This window comes from Ensifer soli (assembly GCF_041928815.1).
In the GTDB taxonomy this organism is placed as follows: domain Bacteria; phylum Pseudomonadota; class Alphaproteobacteria; order Rhizobiales; family Rhizobiaceae; genus JBHFEI01.
On sequence record NZ_JBHFEI010000014.1, the window covers coordinates 59,709 to 79,728 of the forward strand.

Genomic DNA, 20,020 nt, shown 5'->3' on the forward strand with positions numbered 1-20,020 from the left:
CAGGCGCGGCCCGCGGCGCCGCGTTTCCTGCGCGGCGCTATCCGTCGCGGCTGAGGCGGATGCGCAGTGCCGCGGGGCGTTCCGGCTGCTGGCCGTCGATGACGACGCGGTTGCGGCCGTTCGCCTTGGCGGCGTAGAGCGCCCGGTCGGCCCTGAGGATGGCGTCGTGGATGGAATGGTCGCCGGAGCGCAGGGCGCTGACGCCGAAGCTCGCGGTCACCTGCCAGTCGATCCCGGCCTCGCTCCAGCCCTGCGCACCGATGGCGAGCCGGAGGCCGTTGGCGCGCGCGCCGGCCTCGGCATCGCTATGGCCGGGGAGGAGGACGACGAATTCCTCGCCGCCGAAGCGGGCGATCGGCATGCCGGGCGCAAGGCCCGCCGTCAGCACCGCGCCGATGCCGAGGATCACCCTGTCACCGGCCGCATGGCCGAAGCGGTCGTTGATCCGCTTGAAATGGTCGATGTCGCAGATCAGCACCGCTCCCGCTTGCCGGCCGTCGGCCGGCAGTCCGTCGATGGCGGCCTCGAAGCCGCGGCGGTTGAGGAGGCCGGTCAGCGGATCGCGCTCGGCTGCGTCGCGGTAGCGCCCGACCACGTCGAGCGCCTCGGCGGCAAGGGCGGTGACGGCGAAGAGCAGGCCGAGGATCGCGGCGCTCGCCTGCATGTAGAAGGCATAGCCCGACGAGGCGAAGCCGTCGAGGCTCTCCGGCGCCTGGACGGCGACGAGCAGGATGTTGCGGACGACCGTGTCGAGGACGACCACGCCCGCCAGGCCGACCAAGGCGAGGTCGACCGGCCGGCGCGCGACCTTGAGGCTGGAGGCGACGGCATGGCCGAGCAGGAGGGCGCTGGCGATGTCGTGCAGGACGAGCTCGGCCGACATGCTGCGCCACAGCACCACGGCGGCGGCCACCACGCCATAGGCGAGGCCGGCGAAGACAAGCCTCGGCACCGTGCGCCTCGGACGGCCGAAGCGCGTCAGAAGCGCCTGGCTGAAGAAAAGCATCGCGACCAGCAGCAGCCCGTCGGCGATCAGCGCCTGCGCGACGACCGGCAGCACCTCGCGCGTCATCGGCACGGAGAAGCCGCCGGCGGCGGCAAGGTAGCCGCCGCCCCAGACCCGCGCGGCGGGCGAGGCCTGGCGGGCCGCCAGCAGGAAGATCGTGCCGAAGGTCAGCATGATGACCGGCAGAAGAAAGGCGAAATTGTCGTCTGCGGCCATGGAGCGCCCCGTGCGCGCCGGACGGGCGCGACCGCGGGCGAGACTAGGCGGGGGATCTTAAGAAAATCCTGTCGGCGGCGGGCAGCTTTGGCCATGGCCCCGGCGGCGCGAGCCCGCCGGGGGGCGGCGCCGCAGGGCCTGCGTGTCCTCGTTTGCCGTCACGGGTGCCGGTCCGGCCATGCCGGCCGGAGGACGGACGGAAGAACGGGGACGTCGCATGCCGTGGTGGTCGTGAAGGCGGGTTCAAAAGGGGGTGTGCATGGCATCGCGGGTCAAGGCCAAGGAAAAGGTCGCGCTCGTCACCGGCGTGACCGGACAGGACGGCGCCTATCTCTCCGAACTGCTCATCGGCAAGGGATATACGGTTCACGGCGTCAAGCGGCGTTCGTCGAGCTTCAACACCGATCGCGTCGATCATCTCTACGAGGATCCCCATGTCGCGGATCCGCGGTTCATCCTGCATTTCGGCGACCTGACCGACGCGAGCAACCTGATCCGCATCGTCAAGGAGACCGAGCCCGACGAGATCTACAATCTCGCCGCGCAGAGCCATGTGCAGGTGTCGTTCGAGACGCCCGAATACACCGCAAATGCCGACGGCACCGGGACGCTGCGGCTGCTGGAGGCGATCCGCCTGCTGGACCTGACGCGGAAGACGCGCTTCTACCAGGCCTCGACCTCGGAACTCTTCGGCAGGGCGCGGGAGGTGCCGCAGAGCGAGACCACGCCCTTTTATCCGCGCAGCCCCTATGCGGCGGCGAAGCTCTACGCCTACTGGATCACGGTCAACTACCGCGAGGCCTACGGCCTGCACGCGTCCAACGGCATCCTCTTCAACCATGAGAGCCCGATGCGCGGCGAGACCTTCGTCACCCGCAAGATCACGCGCGCCGCGGCCGCCATCCGCCTCGGGCTGCAGGACAGGCTCTATCTCGGCAATCTCGATGCCCGGCGCGACTGGGGCCATGCGCGCGACTATGTGCGCGGCATGTGGCTGATGCTGCAGCAGGAGACGCCGGACGACTATGTGCTCGCCACCGGCGAGGCCCACAGCGTGCGCGCCTTCGTCGAAAAGGCCTTCGCCAAGGCCGGCATGCCGGTCGAGTGGCGCGGCGAAGGGGTCGGGGAGCGCGGCTTCGACGCCGGTTCGGGGCGATGCGTCGTCGCGGTCGATCCGCGCTATTTCCGCCCGGCCGAGGTCGACCTGCTGGTCGGCGATGCGCAGAAGGCGCGGGCGCGGCTCGGCTGGCGTCCCGAGACCGACCTCGACCAGCTCGTCACGGAGATGGTGCGCAGCGACCTGACGGCACTGTCGCCGGGCGCGCCGGCCGGCGCGGCGCTGAGGAGCGTCGCCCATGGCTGAGCCGCTCTTCGACCTCGCCGGCCGCCGGGTCTATGTCGCCGGCCATCGCGGCATGGTCGGCGCCGCCCTCGTCCGGCGGCTCGCCACGGAGGGCTGCGCCATCCTGACGGCGGCGCGCGCCGAGCTCGACCTGACGCAGCCCGCCCAGGTGGAGGCCTGGTTCGCCCGGATGCGGCCGGAGGCGGTGTTCGTCGCTGCCGCCAGGGTCGGCGGCATCCTCGAAAACGACACGCGGCCGGCCGACTTCCTCCACGACAACCTGCTGATCCAGGCGAACCTCCTCAAGGCCGCCCACGAAAGCGGCGTCGGCAAGCTGCTGTTCCTCGGCTCGTCCTGCATCTATCCCCGCCTCGCGCCGCAGCCGATCGTCGAGGAGGCCCTGCTCACCGGACCGCTGGAGCCGACGAACGAGGCCTATGCGGTGGCGAAGATCGCCGGCATCAAGCTGTGCCAGGCCTATCGCCGCCAGCATGGCGCCGATTTCATCGCCGCCATGCCCGCCAATCTCTACGGGCCCGGCGACACTTTCGACCTCGCCTCGGGCCATGTCCTGCCGGCGCTGATCCGCAAGGCCGAGGAGGCGCGGCGAAGCGGCGCGGCGGACCTCGTCATCTGGGGCACGGGCACGCCGCGCCGCGAATTCCTCCATGTCGACGATTGCGCCGATGCCTGCGTCCACCTGATGAAGGTCTATTCCGGCGCAGGCCCCGTCAATGTCGGCTCCGGCGAGGAGATCGCCATCCTCGATCTCGCCCGGCTCGTCGCCCGGCTCGTCGGCTTCGAAGGCCGGATCGTCCGCGACCTCACGCGCCCGGACGGCACGCCGCGCAAGCTGATGAACAGCGACAGGCTGCGCGCCACCGGCTGGGCGCCGCGGATCGGCCTCGAAGAAGGGATTGCCGAGGTCTGCCGTGCCTGGTGCGCCGCAGCCGAGGGCGGGCGGGGTGCCGCCGCATGACGCAGCTCTCCCCCGCCCTCTGGCGCGCCGAGGCCGGCACGAAGGCGGTGCGGCCGGCCCGGCTTCTGATCTATGCTATGAACCATACGCCGGAGATCGCCGGCGTCGGGCGCTATACCGGCGAGATCGCCGCCCATTTCGCCGCCGAGGGCATGGAAGTGACCGTCGTCACCACGCCGCCGCACTATCCCGCCTGGACGGTCTCGCCCGGCTTTGCCAACCGCTACGGGTCGAGCGTCGAGAACGGCATCCGCGTGCTGCGCTGTCCCCTTCTCCTGCGCCGGCCGATGCGCGGCCTCCGGCGGCTGCTCGCGCCGCTGTCCTTCGCGCTGACCTCCGCCCCGGTCGTCGTCTGGCAGATCCTGCGGCGGCGGCCGGCGGTCGTCTTCTGCGTCGAGCCGACGCTGCTCGCCGCACCGGTCGCCGCCCTTGCCGCAGCCCTTGTCGGCGCGCGCCGGGTGCTGCATGTCCAGGACCTGGAGGTCGACGCCGCCTTTGCCGTCGGCCACCTCGCCCCGGCCGGCGCGCTGAGGCGGCTTGCCGCCGCCTTCGAGCGCGTCACGCTGCGCCTGTTCGACCGGGTCGTGACCATCTCGAACCGGATGGCCTCAAGGCTCGAGGCGAAGGGCGTGGCGCGCGCGCGGCTGTCGGTGGTGCGCAACTGGGTCGACCTCTCCGAGATCCATCCGCTTGCGCCGGCCGGCACCTGCCGGGCCGAGCTCGGCTTCCGCGACACCGATTTCGTCGTGCTCTATTCCGGCACGATCGGCGCCAAGCAGGGGCTGGACGTGCTGCTGAAGGCCGCGGCGCTTCTGCGCGAGGACCGCGACATCCATGTGGTGATCGCCGGCGAAGGGCCGGAAAAGGCCGCCCTGCAGGCCCGCTGCGGCGCGGATGTCCGGCTGCGCTTCCTGCCCTTCCAGCCGCAGTCTCGGCTGAACGCCTTCCTCAACATGGCCGATCTGCACGTCCTGCCGCAGGAGCGGGGGGCGGCCGACCTCGTCCTGCCGTCGAAGCTCGGCGGCATGCTGGCGACCGGCAAGCCGGTGCTGGTCACGGCCGATCCGGGCACCGAACTTGCCGACTTCCTCGGCGACGCCGCGCTGATCACGCCGCCCGGCGATGCGGAGCGGCTGGCGCAGGCGATCCGCGCGCTGCGTGCCGAGGGTCCCTCCTCTCCCGAGGCCCGCCGCCGCAAGGCGCTGCTGCTCGGGCGCGCCGAGGGTCTCGGCGGCCTCGCGCGGGCGGTGGCCGGTTGAGGACGGCGGCACAGGGCCTGCCGCCCCGCGCCCCGGCCGGGACGCTCAATGTCCTGTTGCTCGTCGCCGGCTTCGGCCTCGGCCAGGGATCGGTCTTCCTCGTCCAAACCTTTTTGCTCGCCGCCGGCCGGCTCGATCTGATCGCCCTTTTCGGCCTCCACCTCTCGCTGGCGACGCTCGCCGTCCTCGTCATCGAGGCCGGATCGCTGACCGTCCTCGCCCGCCATGTGGCGGAGGGACGCGCGCGCGGTGCCGACCTCTGGCGCCTCTACTGGGAGACCTGCCTCGTCCGCGGCATCGTCGCCTCAGGCGTGCTGCTCGCGGTCGCGGGCGTCCTTGCCTTTCGCGGCGTTCACGGCTTCTCGGTTGCCTACGCGGTCTTCGCCGCGCCCGCCTCAGCGGCCGCAGCCCTCAGTGCCGCCGGCCTTCTCGACGGGCTGCGGCTCAGCGGCGTCAGCGGCCTTGCGGCGTCGGCCGCCGCGATCGCCTCGGCGCTGGCGCTGCCGCTCGCGCGCGACCTACCGCCGGCGTCGGCGGGCGCCGTGCTCGGTGCGGCCTTCACGCTCGGCCATGCCCTTGCGCTGGCGATCCAGTCCGCGGCGCTTCGCCGGGCGGGGTTTGCGCCGCGCCTTGCGCGGCCGACGCGCGCGGGCATGGTTCGCGCCGGCCGGGACGGCATCGCCATGCTCGGCGTGACCCTGCCGGGCCAGGTCTTCTTCCGCGCGCAACTGCTGATGAGCGCCGCCTTTCTCGGCACTGACGCGACGGCCCTCTTTCTGTATGTGACGCAGATCGTCGCCGGTCTCGTTCAGCTCCTCGGTTTCGCCCGCCGCGTCGCCTTTCCGGGCCTTGTCGCGCAGCTCGCCGATCCTGCCGGCGGTCGTGTGGCAACCCTGCTTGCCAGCCAGGCGAAGGCGACGGCCGCCGCGCTTGCCATGGTCCTGGTGCTCGTCACCGCCGGCCTCGCCCTGCCGGCGACCGGCCATGGACTGGCCGGGGCCGGGCCGCCGCTGGCGCTCTTCGCCATCCTCGTCCTGTCCAGCCATCTCGCCCTTGCGGCCGGTCAGGGACTGATGGCGCTCGGCCGCTATCCGGACGCCGCCGCAACGACGCTGCTGGCCGTCGCCGCCGGCCTGGCGCTCAGCCTGCTTTTGTCGCCGCGCCTCGGCCTCGCCGGTTTCGCGCTCGCCAACCTCGCGCAGGACGCGATCGCCCTCGCCCTCGCCGTCCGGTTCCTTCGCGAAAGGTCCCCAAGGTGAGGCGCCGCCTGTCCCTCGTCCTGCAGCTGTTCCTCCTGCCGCTGCCCTGGGGAGTGCGCCGCCGCCTGCTCGTCATCCTCTGCGGCTACGAGATCGACGCCACCGCCCGGATCGGCCTCTCCCTCGTGGCCCCGGACCGGCTGGTGATGCGGCAGGACAGCCGGATCGGCCACCTGACGCTCGCCCGCGGCCTTGCCGCGATCCGGCTGGAAAAGGGCGCAGCGCTCGGCCATCTCAACTGGATCTCCGGCTTTCCGAGGGAGGGCGAACGCTATTTCCGCGCCTTCCCGGCCCGCGATCCGTCGCTCGTCATCGGCGAGCACGGCGCGATCGTCCACCGCAACCTGATCGATTGCACCGACCGGGTCAGCATCGGCGCCTTCGCGCTCGTCGCCGGCAACCGCAACCAGATCCTGACGCACAGCATCGACCTTGCGACCGGGAACCAGGCCTGCGCGCCGGTGACCGTCGGGCGCCACTGCTTCGTCGGCACGGGCACGATCCTGCTGAAGGGCTCGGTCCTGCCGGATTGCTGCGTGCTCGCCGCCGGCTCCGTCCTCAACGCGGCGCATACGGCGCCTTACCGGCTGCTGAGCGGGGTTCCCGCCGCCGCCGTGCGGGATCTGGCGCCGGATCTCGCCTTCTTCCACCGGACGCGGGGGGAAAGCGATTGAGCGGGCCTGCTCGTCCTTCCGGGTTCCTGCGCGCCGCGCCGGCGCGGACCGGGCGTCGTTCCGGCCCCGGGTCGGGGCTTGCCTCGTCGTTTCCTGCTCGGCGGCCGGCGGGCCGGTGCCTCCCGCCCTCGCCGGCGCGCGCGCTCCCGAAAAGCGAGGCGACGACGGTGCTCCTCCTTCGCGCCGCGCCCGTCCCTGCGGCGCCCGCCCGTCGTCGCGAAAGGAGGGCCGCGTGATCCCCGCCGCGCCGTCTCCAGCCACATCCGCCCACAGCCTGGGCGGCGGCCTGCGCCCTCCACGCCGCATCCGACGGGCGGGCGCCGGCGACCGGCTGCGCCTTGCCGTCTTCGCCCTCCTCGCGGCGGCGCTGATGCTGACGCTCGTCGCGGGGGACATCGTTCCGCGCCGCAGCGAGACCGTGCTGCTGGCCGCCGCGATCGCCGCGTGCGTCGCGGTCCTCGCGCAGTCGCTCTCCGGCCTGCGTCCCGATCCCGTCCTTCTGACGGCGCTCCTCTACCTGATCCTCTTCTACCTCACGCCCGGCCTGCTGCATGCCGGCGAGAACCGCTTTCCCTTCTTCGCGATGGGCTATGCGCCGGACGAGATCGCAGCCGCGTCGCTGATCGTGCTGGTCTTCGTCCTCGTCTTCTTCCTCGGTCGCGGCGTCGCGGCCGGCCGGCCGGGCCCCCTCCCGCCGGCGCGCCCGCAGGAAGGCGGGCTTGCCGCCGCCTCCCTGTTCCTGGCGATGGTCTCGATCCCCTCAGCCTTCGCCTTCGGCATCGACCGGCTGCATGTCACGCGCGGCGCGGCCGCCGCCGATCCCGGCGGCCCCGGACCGGGCGAAATGATCCTCGGCACGCTCGCGACGTCCGCGGGCTTCCTGTCGCTGATCCTCGCGGTCCTCGCCGTGTCCGCGCGGCGCAGCGGCATGGCGCTTTTCGCCTGCCTGCCGGCGCTCGCAGCCTTCCTTCTCGCCAACGACATCTTCGCCCTGCCGCGCTTCATCGTCGGCTCCTACGCCGTCACTGCGCTCTTCCTCTTCGCGCCGCTCGGGCGCCTCTGCCGGCTGGCGATCGTCTTCCTCGCGGCGCTCTGCCAGTTCACCCTCTTTCCGATGCTCGATGCCGTCACGCGCGGCGGCGGATGGCAGGGTTTCCGCTTCGATCCGCTCGGCTATCTGGCACGCCACGGCGATTTCGACGGGTTCCAGTCGACGGTCAACGTCGTCATCCTCGTCCGTGAGGACGGTCTCAGATGGGGCTGGCAGCTCGTCTCCGCGCTCCTGTTCTTCGTTCCGCGGGCCTGGTTTGCGGAGAAAAGCCGGGGCACGGGCTATGACGCGGCGAGCCATGTCGGCTATCCCTTCCTCAACATCTCCGCGCCGATGCCGGCGGAATTCTATGTCGATTTCGGCCTTGCCGGGCTGGTGGTGCTGTCCCTCGGCTTCGGGCTCCTCGTCAGCGCCTGCGACCGTCGTTTCAACCGCGCCCATGCCCGGGGCGATCGCGTCGGCAAGCTCTTTCCGGCGATCGTCGCCGGCTACCTCTTCATCCTGATGCGCGGTTCGCTCGTCGCGGTCGTCGGGCCGGCCGTCACCACCTTGGCGCTTCTCGCGCTCGTCCGGCTGCTCTTTCTCGGCGGCCGGCGCCGGCCCGCGAGACGGACGGCATGACCTCGGCCCCGAGCGAAGCCGTCACGGGCGCCCATTCTCCTTCCGTGCTGTTCGTCCTGCCGCATGCCTCGCGCCGCGGCGGCGGCGTGTCCGAGGCGGCCCGGCTGCAGGCGCAGGCCCTGACGGCCCGCAATGCCGCGCCGGTCGGCGTCGTCGCCTTCCGCGACGCCTTTCTCGAGGAGGACCGGGCCGGCTGGGGCGACGTGCCGGTCGAGGCCGTCGCGACGCTGCCGTTCGCGCGGCGCTACGGCGTGGCGCCGGGCATGCTCGCCGCGCTCCTGCGCTCCGGCGCCGACCTCGTGCATGTCCACGGCCTCTGGCAGTGCCATTGCGCGGCCGTCCATCTCTGGTCGCTCCTGACCGGCAGGCCCTATGTCGTGACGCCGCACGGGATGCTCGACCCATGGATCCTCAGACGCTCGCCGCGCCTGAAGCGTCTGGTGTCGCGCCTCCACCAGGACCGCTTCCTCAGCCGCGCCGCCGGCGTCCAGGTGTTGACCGGGAGGGAGGCGGCGGATGTCACGCCTTTCCTGTCCGGGCAAGCCGTCGAGGTCGTCCCCAATCCCGTGCCGCCCTTCGTGCCCGATCCGGAGCCGCCGGACTGGTGGGAGGCGCGGTTCGCCGGCCGCGACCTCTATCTTTTCCTCGGTCGCCTGCACGAGAAGAAGGGCTGCGCGGCGCTCCTCGAGGCCTGGGACCGGCTCTGCGCCGGCGATCCGGCATTCGCGGCCCGCTCGCTCCTCGTCGTCTGCGGCTGGAACGATGGGCTTGCCGGTGTCGAGGCGCGTCTTGCCGCGCTGTCGGCGCGGCACGGCAATGCGGTCTTCGCCGGGCCGCGGTTCGGTGCCGACAAGGTGCGCACCCTGTCGCGCGCCCGCTTCTTCGTTCTGCCGTCGCAGAGCGAAGGCCTGCCGATGGCGGTGCTGGAGGCATGGGCGGCCGGCGTCCCGTCGATCATGACGGAGGCCTGCAACCTGCCGCAGGGCTTTGCCGGCGGCGCGGCCCTGCGCACCGGCGAGGATGTCGCGTCGATCGTCGCGGCGCTGCGCGCTGCCTCCGCCCTTTCGCCGGACGCCTATCGCCACATGGCGGCGAACGCGGTCTGCCTTGCGCGGCGCGACCATTCCGCCGACGCCGTCGGCGCGGCGCTGCTTCGCCTTTACGCCCGCGCGGCCGCCACCCGGAGGAGGACGGGATGAGCGGCCCGCTCGATGCCGGAAGGTTCCGTTCGCGCGAGGGCGGCCCGAGCTTTCCGCTCCGGCACCGGCTGCTGCGCCTCGCCTGGGGCCTCGTCTGGCTAGGGCTCGCCCGATGGACGCCGGTGCCCTGCCACGGCTGGCGGCGCCTGCTGCTGCGCGCCTTCGGCGCCCGGATCGACGCGACGGCGCGGATCTATCCGAGCGCGCGCATCTGGTATCCGCCGAACCTGGTGATGCGCGCCCATTCCTGCCTGGCAGGCCGGGTCGACTGCTACGCCATGGACCGGATCGAGCTCGGGCGATACGCCACCGTGTCGCAGGGCGCGGTGCTGTGCGGGGGAAGCCACGACATCGACAGCGCCTCCTTCCAGCTCTTCACCCGCCCGATCCTCATCGGCGACCATGCCTGGATCGCCGCCGAGGCCTTTGTCGGCCCGGGCGTCACCGTCGGCGCCGGCGCGGTGCTCGGCGCGCGCGGCGTCGCCTTCCGCGATCTGGAGCCGGCAACGGTCTATGCCGGAAATCCCGCCCGGCGGCTGCGGATGCGGCGCCTCGGCGCCCCGGATGCGCCGGGCTGAACGCGAGACGGTCAGGCGGCGGCCGGTGCCGCCGAGGTCAGTTCGGGCACGCCCTCGATCAGCTCGGCCATCGTCTCGGCGGTCAGGGGCCGCGACATCAGGTAGCCCTGGATCTCGTTGCACTTGTCCGCCGTCAGCACGGCGAGCTGCTCGTTGGTCTCGACGCCCTCGGCCGTCACCTCGATGCCGAGCGACCGGCCGAGCGCCAGGATCGCCTGCACGATCGGCCGCGCCGTCTTCGTCGTGTCGAGGTCCATGATGAAGCTGCGGTCGATCTTCAGCACGTCGAAGGGGAAGTTGCGCAGGTAGCTCAGCGACGAATAGCCGGTGCCGAAATCGTCCATCGCCAGCTTGATGCCGAGCGCCTTCAGCGCGTTGAGCACCGAGACGGCATGGTCCGCGTCCTCGAGCAGCACGCCCTCGGTGATCTCCAGTTCCAGGAGATGCGGCGAAAGCCCCGTCTCGTCGAGGCAGTCGCGCACCTTCTCCACCAGATTGCCGTCGCGGAACTGCACCGGCGAGATGTTGACGGACACGCCGATGCCGGGCCAGGTGCAGGCCTGCGCGCAGGCCGTCTTCAGGATCCAGTCGCCGAGCGGCACGATCAGGCCGTTCTGCTCGGCAAGCGAGATGAAGTCCATGGGATTGATGCGGCCGCGCTCGGGATGGGCCCAGCGCACCAGCGCCTCGGCGCTGCGGATGCGCCGCGCCCTCGAATCGAAGCGCGGCTGGTATTCGAGATAGAAATGGCCTGCGGACAGGCTGTGGCGCATGTCCTCGGCGAGCTGGCGCCTGGCGATGATCTTCTCGTTCATCTCCGTGGCGAAGAAGGCGTATTGGCCGCGCCCATCCTGCTTGGCCCGGTAGAGCGCGGTGTCGGCGGCGCGCAGAAGCTCGTCCGGGGTGCCGCCGTCCTGCGGCGCGATGGCGATGCCGACCGACATGCCGACATGGATGTCGCCGCCGTCGTGGTGGATCGGTTCGCCCATGAGCCGGTAGAGCGCCTGGCATAGCGCCTCGATCCTGTCGGGCGTCAGCCCCGGCGCGGCGATGACGAATTCGTCGCCGCCGATGCGGGCGACGATCTGGTCCTCGCGCAGCGCCCGGCGCAGCCGGTCGGCGACCTCGCCCAGAACCCGGTCGCCGACATGATGGCCGAACGTGTCGTTGATCGGCTTGAAGCGGTCGAGATCGATGTAGAGCAGCGTCAGCGTCGCCGCCGGGTTGGCGAGATGGGTGTCGAGGAAATGCGACAGCTTCGCCCGGTTCGGCAGCGATGTCGCCGAATCGTGCAGCGCCTGCCGCTTGGCATCCTCGAAGGCCTCGGCGAGCGCGACGTTCGAGGTGACGTCGCTGGCGATCTTCATCACCTTCAGCGGCTTTCCGTCGAGGTCGAGGATCGGGTTGTAGGAACATTGCAGCCAGACCTCGCGGCCGTCCTTGCCGACGCGCCGGTGCAGGCCGGACTGGTAGTTGCCGCGCCGGAGCTCCTCCCAGAACAGCTGGTAGTCCGGGCTCGCCGCGAGGTCGACGTCGACGAGCAGGCTGTGCGGGCGGCCCTCGACCTCGGCGGCCGAGTAGCCGAGCATGCCGAGAAGGGCGGCGTTGGCCGACAGGATCGTGCCGTCGAGGCCGAAGAAGGCGACCCCCTGCGACCGGTCGATCGCGGCGATCTGCCCCTGCAGCTCGGCGCTCTCCAGCTTTCGCCGGGTGATGTCGGCGGCATATTTGACCACCTTGAACGGCCGTCCGTTCAGGTCGCGGATCGGATTGTAGCTCGCCTGCAGCCAGAGGTCGGAGCCGTCCTTGCGCAGGCGGCGATATTCGCCGTTGCGGTGGCGGCCGGCGGCAAGGTCGCGCCAGAAGTCGCGATAGGCCTCGCTGTCCGCCGTCGCCGCATCGACGAACATGGAATGGTGGCGGCCGCGCAGCTCGGAGAAGCGATAGCCGGTCGCGGCGAGGAAATTGTCGTTGGCGTCGAGGATCGTGCCGTCGAGCTCGAAGGAGATGACGCATTGCGCCTTGTCGATCGCGGCGATCTGGCCCTCGTGGTCGGCCTGGAACAGTTTCTCCTCGGTGACGACGGAGGCGTATTTCACCACCTTGATCGGCTCGCCGCTCATGTCGAAGATCGGGTTGTAGGTCGCCTGGAACCAGATCTCGCGCCCGTCGCGGCCGACCCGGCGGTAAAGGCCGGAGCGGTGGCGGCCCCTGCGCAGGTCGCTCCAGAAGCGCGCATAGTCGCTGCTGTGGGCATGGGCGTTCTCGACGAAGATCCGGTGGTGGGCCCCTTGTATCTCGGGCAGCGTGTAGCCGGTCGCGGCAAGGAAATTGTCGTTGGCGTCGAGGATCGTGCCATACATGTCGAAGGTGATCACGGCGTTCGACTTGTGGATGGCGTTGATCTGCCAGCGGTAATCCGCCTGGCGCAGCTTCTCCTCCGTCACGTCGGTGGCGTATTTCACCACCTTGAAGGTGCGCCCCGCGCGGTCGCGGATCGGGCTGTAGACCGCCTGGAGCCAGACGGTCGCGCCGTCCTTGCGCAGCCGCGCATATTCGCCGGAGAGGTGATCGCCGGCGCCGAGCCGCTGCCAGAACGAGCGGTAGGCCTCGCTGTCGCGCATCGTCTCGTCGACGAACATCGCATGCGGCCGGCCGACCACCTCGTCGCGGCCGTAGCCGACGGCGTCGAGGAAGAGGTCGTTGGCCGCCGTGATCGTGCCGTCGAGCGCGAAATGGATGACGGCCTGCGACTTCTCGATCGCTGCGATCTGGCCCTGGTAATCGGCCTCGCGCGCCTGCAGTTCGGTGACGTCGGTCACCACCTGCATGACGTCCGCGTCCTGGCCGTCGGCATCGCGCAGCAGCACGAAGCGCGCCTGCAGCCAGCGTTCGCCGCCGCCGGCGTCGATCCAGCGGCCGATGTCCTCCGCCACCTCGCCGCGCACCATCTTCTCCCAGACGTCCTTCTGGCGCTCGCGGTCGTCGGGATGGACGAAATCGAGGAAATGCCGGCCCCGCAGCGTTTCCAGCGAGCGGCCGACGAGGCGGACATAATTGAGGTTCGCCGAGCGGATCAGACCGGAAGGCTCGTAGCGCACGGTGGCGTAGAGCTGGTTGAACGTGCGGGCATCGTCGACGACGGTGTCGCCGGCGCGGGAAGAGGTGTCCATGGAGAGAGTCAACCTGGTGCAACGCGATGCGCCATCATGGGGGCATTAGGTTAAGCCTTTGATACGCTGGCGGACATCGGCCGCGCGCGACCGCCGGTCCTTCCCGCCGGCGGGAGCCTCCGCTCAGCCGCCCCGCGCGGCGAGGTAGTGAAGCGAGCAGGAAAGGGCGGCGCGGAGGGCATCGAGCGGCACCGGCGCCCCGGCGCGGACGGGGTCGAGGCGCGACGGCCGCGAGAGCCGCAGCGGCAATTCGATGCTGACCGGGCAACCGGGCGGGAGCGCGGCGAGATAGGCGGCGAGATCGACATCGCCGTCGCCGATCGCGCAGAAGGCCCAGCCGCCGTCCCGGTCGAGGACGTCCTTCAGATGGGCATGCGCGACGATCCGCGGCGCGTGCCTGAGGTCGTCGGCCGGCTGGCATGCCTGCCGGCTGTAGGTGAAGACATTGCCGGCATCGTGGTTCATCCTGACGAGCGGCGCGCCGATCGCCGCGATGAAGGCCGCCGCCGCTGCGGTCGTGCCGGTGAGGTTGCCGTCGCCATGGCCGGGATTTTCGAGCGCCAGCGTCACCCCCGTCGCCTCCAGCACGGGAAGAACGGCCTCGACGGTCCTTCGGATCGCGTCGGCCTTGGCCGCCGGCCCGGAATTGGTGATGAGGAACGGCGCGCCGAGATCCCCGGCAAAGCCGATGCGGCGGGCAAGGGCCGTGGCCGCCTCCGGTTCCGAGAGATCGAGATGGGCCGAGACGGCGCCGGCCGTCAGATGCGCCGCGTCCAGCCGGCCGATGAGCGCCGCCGCCGCCCTCGGAGAAAAGACGCTCTCGTCGAAATCGACATAGCCCTCGATGAAGGCAGGCTCGATCGCGCCGCCGCCGGCGGCCGCGATCTCCGCGATCGCCAGATCCATCGAATGGCCGTCGAAGAGCACGGTCGAGACCGAGACGGGGCGCAGGCTCATGCGCCCTTGCCGTAGACGATCAGCTCGGCCGCCTCCTTGACCTTGTCGGGCGACAGCGCCTCGCGCCAGTCCTCCTTGACGACAACGCCCTTGGCGAAGCGCATCAGCCGGAGCGCGGCGTCGGAGGGCACCTTCGGCGAATAGCCGAACCACATGGCGATCTCGACATTCAGATGCCCGATGAGGAAATCGAGCGCCGCCTTGCGCGGAATGCCGTATCGTCTCTCGCATTCCTCGACGGCCTCGACCATCGTGTCGACGAAGGGCATGGCGACCATTTCGGAGAGGCCGGGCTCGAGGATGGCGAGCTGCTCGAGGGTGACGCGGTGGCAGTCGATGATCGGCGACCACATTGCCCGGCAGATCTCCTCGCCGAGCGCGTAGTCCTCCTCCGGTCCCTGCGTCAGGGCGCAGACGATCGACTGTCTGGCGATGCCGCCGTGATAGTCGCGCCGGGCGTCCCAGTCGGTCTCGTCGTTGAAGAGCGGCGGATGGCAGGGATGGCCGACGAAATAGGTGAGGTCCGGCCGGTCCTTCGGCAGGTCGCCGGCATAAGGGGCGGCGGCGTCGAGGACGAGCAGCATCGTGCCGGCGGCGAGCATCGGCGAGATCTGCCGCGCCACGTCGCCGATCATGTTGTCCGGCAGCGCCATGACCACGACCCTGGCGCCCGGCACCCCCTCCTCGATGGCGACGGCGTCAATGCCTGCCTCCGCGAGGCGCGCCTTGCCCGGCGCGCCGATCTCGACGGCGCGCACGTCGTAGCCGGCCTCGACCAGCTTGCGGGTCACGCGAAACCCCATTTTCCCGCCTGCGCCGAGCAGTGCCACCGATATCGTCATCGTCTTCCTCCCTGGTGTCTCGCGCCGGTGCGGCCGGCGCTCCCACACTATGCATCGGCGCCGCTGAATGGCAAACGCAGCGAATGCGGTGGCAGGCCGCGGGCGGGGCGCGAAGGCGATCATGGTTGAGTGGGACGCCGGCACCGCCATCGCCGGCGGCACCGCGTAGGGCCTGTCTCAGGCGACGGCCGGATAGCCGCGCCGGACGGCGTCGGCCTCCAGCCGCGACAGCGCCGCGTAATCGGCGTCCGACAGCCGGGCGAAGCCGCAAAGGGCAAGGGTGTCGCGCACCGATGCGAGGGACGCGTCGGCGATCGCGGCATCAAGCGCGGCGCGCAGCTGCGCCACCATGGCGTCCGGGGCATCGGCGCGGGTGATGAGCGGCAGGCCGGGCCCGGCCGGCGTCTCGGCGAGGATGCGCAGGCGCCCGGTCAGGCCGGGATCGAAGCGCGCGGTGTTGCCGAAGGTGACGCAGTCGATCGCCGCCGCGTCGGCCCGGCCGTCTGCGACCGCCTCCATGCTGGCGCGGTGGCCGCCGGTCTCCGTCACGCTGCCGAAGAAGCGTCCGTCCTTGGCAAGGGGCGCGATCGTGGCGCGAAAGAGGTTGGCGCCGGAATTGCTCCCCGGTTCGTTGATCGCCGCCCGCGCGCCGCGCAGGTCGGCGAGCCCGCCGGCGGCGCTGTCGCGACCGACGATGATGAAACTGCGGGTCGTCGGCCCATCGCAGCCCGGAAGGCCGTAGACCGGGGTGGCGACGAGGCGGACCCGGCCGGTAAGCCGGCGCACATAGGGATAGCCGCAGGTCTGGGCGAGGAGGAGATCCGGAGAGAGCCAGGCCTCGTCGTAGCGGATCGTCGCGTCGAGCCGGTCCGGCACGTCCGCGAGGCCGGCGTGACGAAGATGGTCACGCAGGAACGCCCAGAGCGCGGCCGTCGCCTCGGCGACCGGCGGCGGGCTCACATACATGGCAAGGCTTGCAATCGGCATCGGCGCGGGTCCGCAACGGCTCGGACCCTGGCATGTAGCGGCATTGCGGCCCGCTGGAAAGCACCCGTCGCCGATGCCGCGCCTCAATCGAGGCGGACTCGGTAGCGGTCGCGCAGCAGGGCGAGCGTCTCCTCCGTCTCGCGGGCGCGGCGCGCGCCGTCCCAGCCGAGCCGCTCGGCCGCGATCGCCGCGACCTCCTCGACCACGGCACGGGTCGCGACCGCCTCGAAGCCCATCAGCGTGCGCCGAAGGACGATGTCGGAAAGCCGCGTCACCCGCTCGTTGTCGACGATCCAGGCGATTTCGCCGCGCGCATAGAGGGACGTGGCGGAAAGCGCGGCGCCGCCCCCGGCGCGGATCGCCTCGGCGACCGACGCCGCGCGGCTGCCGTAGCGGTCGAGAAGCCGCGTCGCCGTCGCGGGGTCGAGCCCGCAGGCCTCGGCGAGCGCCTTCGCCCGCGTCGCGACCGCCTGCTTGCCGGGGTCGAAATCGCGCCCGCCGCCGATCGGCGCCTTCAGCGTGTCCGCCTTGCGCCGCGCGCCGAGACGCGACAGCACCGCGTCGGCGATCTGCGCGGCGCAGGCCCGGTAGGTCGTCCACTTGCCGCCGACGAGCGTCATCACCGGGAAGGGCCGCGCCCCCTCCGGCTCGAAGTCGCGCAGCGCATGGTCGCGGCTGATCGCCCCCGTCGTGCTCGCATCGCTGAAGGGAAGCGGCCTCAGCCCGGCATAGGCAAAGACGATGTCCTCCTTCTTCGCGTTCGCGCCCGGCAGCACCTGTTCGAGCACGTCGAAGAGATAGGCGATCTCCTCGTCGGAGCAACGGACGGTGTCGGGGTCGTCGGCGCGGATGTCGGTGGTGCCGACGAGCACGCGCTCCTCGTCCAGCGTGTAGATCAGGCAGGCGCGGAAATCGCGCGTCTCGAAATAGAGCATGCCGTTGCCGAGCGGCCGGGCGAGATCGGGCCGCCTCAGCACCAGATGCGAGCCCTTCGTGCCGCCGATCAGCCGCTTGTCGATGCCGAGCCGCGCATTGACCCGGTCGGCCCAGGCGCCGGCGCAGTTGACGACGAGCGTCGGCGTCACGGTCAGCGTCTCGCCGCTGATCTCGTCCCTCAGCCGCACCGTTCCCCCGTCGATGCCGTCGAGCGAGACATAGGGCAGCGCGATCGCGTCCGGGCAATCGCGTTCCGCATCCTCGACGAGTTCCAGCGCCAGGCGCTCGGGATGGGTGAGGCGCGCATCGTAATATTCGGCGACGGCGGCGACCTTCGGCGAGAGGTTCGGCATGCGCCGGCGCCGCTCCTCCGCCGGCACCAGCCGATGGTCCGGCATCGTCTGGTTGCCGCGCCCGAACCGGTCGAAGAAGACGAGGCCCAGCTTGACGGCGAGGATGCCCTTTGCGCCCGGCGTCTTCTTCAGCTTGAGGAAACGCAGGCCCGCGGAGAGAAGCCCGCCGAACCAGCTGAAGGCCGGCACCCAGACCGGCAGCGGCCGCACGAGATGCGGCGCGTTGATCAGGAGATGGTTGCGCTCGACGACCGATTCGCGCACAAGCGCGAATTCTCCGGTTTCCAGATAGCGCAGGCCCCCATGGATCAGCCGCGAGGGCGCGGCACTGGTGCCGGAGGAAAAGTCGCCCTTCTCCACCAGCACCGCCGGAATGCCCTGCAGCGCCAGGTCGCGATAGACGCCGATGCCGTTGATGCCGCCGCCGACGATCAGGACGGCGGGCGACGGGGATTGCGCGCGAAGCTGGCTGAGCGCGGTGTCACGATTGCGCATGCATTGGTCCTCCTCGAGCCGATCGGGCGGTCGTTCGCCGGCCGCCGGGACCTTCGCGCGCGCCCTGCCGCGCGCCTTTTCACGCCCGTCGGACGGGGTGCCTGCGGTCCCGTCGCCCTCATAGTGGCAATTTGTGCCGTCCGGAAGCCGTCCCGCCGCCACCCTGTGGATGGTATCTGGAATTCATGTAATAAATCATGATGTTGGATATGAAAAAACTTTTTTACATTGTTGATTGACAATTCGGTCCGGTACAATAGCCTAGGTTTCGAGGATGGAAAGCCATGCCGGGCGGATGCGCCCCGTTTGCCGCTGGGGATCGGCGGGCATGGTGACGAGGAGGAATGCATGCGCGAGCGTCTGATCGGTATCGATGCCGGCGGGACGATGACGAAGGTCGTCCTGTTCGATCTCAAGGGCCGCGAGCTCGGCCGCGAATGCCGTCCGAACATCATGCTGTTTTCCGAGCCCGGCTGGACCGAGCGCGACGCGGATGTCATGTGGAATGCCACCTGCGAGGCGATCCGCGATCTTCTGGCGGCGACCGGCACCGATCCCGGCGACATCGTCGCCGTCACGCCGTCGGGCTATGGCGGCGGGATCTATCTCGTCGATGCCGACGGCGTGCCGGTGCGCAACGGGCTGGTCTCGACCGACAGCCGCACCCTGCCGCTGATCGCGCGCTGGCAGAGGTCCGGCGTCGCGCGCGCCGTTTCGGCCGAGATCGAGCAGCAGATCTGGGCCGGCCAGAGCTTCCCCATCATGGGCTGGATGCAGGAAAACGAGCCGGAAGCGCTGCGGCGCACCCGCCATGTGCTGTTCTGCAAGGATTTCCTGCGCCTGCGGCTCACCGGCGACGTCTCCACCGATCCGACCGATGCGGGCTGCGCCGGCATCATCCGGCCGAGCACCGGCATGATCGCCACCGCGGCCTTCGAGGCGGCGGGCATGACCGCCTGGCTCGACCGCCTGCCGGAGATCGGCCCCTCGGCCGCGCTCGTCGGCGGGATCAGCGCCGAGGCCGCCCGGCTGACCGGGCTTCGCGCCGGAACGCCGGTCGCCCGCGGCGTCTACGACGTCGTCGGCTGCGCGCTCGCCTCCGGCGTCGAGCGCCCTGACCAGCTGGCGGCGGTGGCCGGCACCTTCAGCATCCACTCGACGGTGCATGCCAGACCCTCGCTCGATCCGCTGCCGACGATCCAGACGCCCTATCCGGTCGCGGGCCAGTTCCTCGCGACCATGGCGACGCCGACCTCCGCCAGCAATCTCGAATGGCTGATCAAGACCATGCTCGCCGCGGAAGCCGAGCGCAGCCACGAGACCGGCCGGTCGATCTACGACATCGTCAACGATCTGGTCGGCGAGGCGCTGAAGAAGGACAACCGCATCCTGTTCTTCCCCTTCCTGTTCGGCGGGCCGAACGGCGCGCCGGCCGGCTTCCTCGGCATGACCGCCGGCACCAAGCTCGGCGACACGCTGCGCGCCATCTACGAGGGCATCGTCTTCGCCCATCGCGGCGACCTCTCCTTCCTGCTCAACGGCCCGGATGCGGCCAAGCCCGGCCTCATCCGGCTCGCCGGCGGCCCGTCGCGCAGCACCGTCTGGTCGCAGATGTTCGCCGACGGCCTCGGCATGCCGGTCGAGGTGGCGAACGGCACGGAATTCGGCGCCAAGGGCGGCGCGATCTGCGCGGCGGTCGCGACCGGCATCTACCGTGATGTGCCCGAGGCGATCGCCAACATGGTCGAGGTCGAGCGCGCCTATGCGCCGAACCCGGCGCGCCAGGCGGTGCTCGAGCGCAAATACGAGGCCTACAACCGGGCGATCGACTGCATCGCCCCCTACTGGACGGACGGCATCGCCGACGCCTTCGACGGCGTGCCCGAAAAGGTCGCGGCGCAGTAAAAAAGCAGGAAGCCGGGCCCGCCGGGTCTCCAAGGGGGAGGATGACGACAGATGCTTGAGCTTCGAGGCGTTTGTTTGGATGTTGGTGTTGAGCGTCATGTATATGATGCAGATCTTGTGCTTGAGCGTGGGAGCCTGAACGTTCTTCTGGGACCGACCTTGTCGGGGAAGACGTCGTTGATGCGGCT

Annotated in this window: 15 protein-coding genes and 1 pseudogene; 10 read left to right on the forward strand and 6 right to left on the reverse strand. The window is 70.7% G+C overall.

Annotated elements, in window-relative coordinates; all coding sequences use genetic code 11:
* Window positions 1-37: 37 nt before the first annotated feature.
* Window positions 38-1,222 carry a GGDEF domain-containing protein gene (locus ACEVQ6_RS19075; RefSeq protein ID WP_374890636.1) on the reverse strand — a complete coding sequence of 395 codons (1,185 nt, stop codon included), beginning with the start codon at window positions 1,220-1,222 and terminating at the stop codon, window positions 38-40.
* A 259-nt stretch (window positions 1,223-1,481) separates the two neighbouring features.
* Between ACEVQ6_RS19075 and gmd the strand changes: the two genes are divergently transcribed.
* From gmd to ACEVQ6_RS19115, 8 genes are all read left to right on the forward strand, one after another.
* Window positions 1,482-2,585, forward strand: a complete 1,104-nt coding sequence (gene gmd, locus ACEVQ6_RS19080; RefSeq protein WP_374890637.1) for a GDP-mannose 4,6-dehydratase — start codon at window positions 1,482-1,484, stop codon at window positions 2,583-2,585.
* Window positions 2,578-3,543, forward strand: coding sequence for a GDP-L-fucose synthase family protein (locus tag ACEVQ6_RS19085; protein WP_374890638.1), 966 nt, complete (start codon window positions 2,578-2,580; stop codon window positions 3,541-3,543). Before gmd ends, ACEVQ6_RS19085 begins: the two co-directional genes overlap by 8 nt.
* Window positions 3,540-4,802 (forward strand): WcaI family glycosyltransferase, encoded by a 1,263-nt coding sequence (locus ACEVQ6_RS19090; RefSeq protein WP_374890639.1) that lies wholly within the window; start codon window positions 3,540-3,542, stop codon window positions 4,800-4,802. Before ACEVQ6_RS19085 ends, ACEVQ6_RS19090 begins: the two co-directional genes overlap by 4 nt.
* Window positions 4,799-6,061 (forward strand): hypothetical protein, encoded by a 1,263-nt coding sequence (locus ACEVQ6_RS19095; protein ID WP_374890640.1) that lies wholly within the window; start codon window positions 4,799-4,801, stop codon window positions 6,059-6,061. Before ACEVQ6_RS19090 ends, ACEVQ6_RS19095 begins: the two co-directional genes overlap by 4 nt.
* Window positions 6,058-6,735, forward strand: a complete 678-nt coding sequence (locus tag ACEVQ6_RS19100; RefSeq protein ID WP_374890641.1) for an acyltransferase — start codon at window positions 6,058-6,060, stop codon at window positions 6,733-6,735. Before ACEVQ6_RS19095 ends, ACEVQ6_RS19100 begins: the two co-directional genes overlap by 4 nt.
* 232 nt (window positions 6,736-6,967) lie before the next feature.
* Entirely contained in the window at window positions 6,968-8,407 is a 1,440-nt protein-coding gene (locus tag ACEVQ6_RS19105; protein WP_374890642.1) for a hypothetical protein, read from the forward strand.
* On the forward strand, window positions 8,404-9,606 hold the full coding sequence (locus ACEVQ6_RS19110; protein ID WP_374890643.1) for a glycosyltransferase: 1,203 nt from the start codon (window positions 8,404-8,406) through the stop codon (window positions 9,604-9,606). The genes ACEVQ6_RS19105 and ACEVQ6_RS19110 overlap by 4 nt, the downstream gene beginning before the upstream one ends.
* The gene (locus ACEVQ6_RS19115; protein WP_374890644.1) at window positions 9,603-10,184 is read left to right on the forward strand and encodes an LbetaH domain-containing protein; all 582 of its coding nucleotides are present in this window, start codon (window positions 9,603-9,605) and stop codon (window positions 10,182-10,184) included. Before ACEVQ6_RS19110 ends, ACEVQ6_RS19115 begins: the two co-directional genes overlap by 4 nt.
* 11 nt (window positions 10,185-10,195) lie before the next feature.
* Here ACEVQ6_RS19115 and ACEVQ6_RS19120 read toward each other — a convergent pair whose 3' ends face one another.
* The 5 genes from ACEVQ6_RS19120 to ACEVQ6_RS19140 all read right to left on the reverse strand — a co-directional run bounded on the left by ACEVQ6_RS19120 (window position 10,196) and on the right by ACEVQ6_RS19140 (window position 17,927).
* Entirely contained in the window at window positions 10,196-13,357 is a 3,162-nt protein-coding gene (locus ACEVQ6_RS19120; RefSeq protein WP_374890645.1) for a PAS domain S-box protein, read from the reverse strand.
* Between the two features lie 123 nt (window positions 13,358-13,480).
* Entirely contained in the window at window positions 13,481-14,314 is an 834-nt protein-coding gene (locus tag ACEVQ6_RS19125; RefSeq protein WP_374890646.1) for a sugar phosphate isomerase/epimerase family protein, read from the reverse strand.
* Window positions 14,311-15,156 (reverse strand): phosphogluconate dehydrogenase C-terminal domain-containing protein, encoded by an 846-nt coding sequence (locus tag ACEVQ6_RS19130; RefSeq protein WP_374890647.1) that lies wholly within the window; start codon window positions 15,154-15,156, stop codon window positions 14,311-14,313. Before ACEVQ6_RS19130 ends, ACEVQ6_RS19125 begins: the two co-directional genes overlap by 4 nt.
* Window positions 15,157-15,333: 177 nt before the next feature.
* On the reverse strand, window positions 15,334-16,143 hold the full coding sequence (locus tag ACEVQ6_RS19135; RefSeq protein ID WP_374890648.1) for a phosphate/phosphite/phosphonate ABC transporter substrate-binding protein: 810 nt from the start codon (window positions 16,141-16,143) through the stop codon (window positions 15,334-15,336).
* An 83-nt stretch (window positions 16,144-16,226) separates the two neighbouring features.
* A complete protein-coding gene (locus ACEVQ6_RS19140; RefSeq protein WP_374890649.1) occupies window positions 16,227-17,927 on the reverse strand; it encodes a glycerol-3-phosphate dehydrogenase/oxidase in 1,701 nt (566 codons plus the stop codon).
* Between the two features lie 348 nt (window positions 17,928-18,275).
* On the opposite strand from ACEVQ6_RS19140, the gene ACEVQ6_RS19145 reads away from it, so the two are divergent.
* Window positions 18,276-19,832 (forward strand): FGGY-family carbohydrate kinase, encoded by a 1,557-nt coding sequence (locus tag ACEVQ6_RS19145; RefSeq protein WP_374890650.1) that lies wholly within the window; start codon window positions 18,276-18,278, stop codon window positions 19,830-19,832.
* A 51-nt stretch (window positions 19,833-19,883) separates the two neighbouring features.
* Window positions 19,884-20,020 (forward strand): annotated as a pseudogene (locus tag ACEVQ6_RS19150) (ABC transporter ATP-binding protein); the annotation flags it as partial.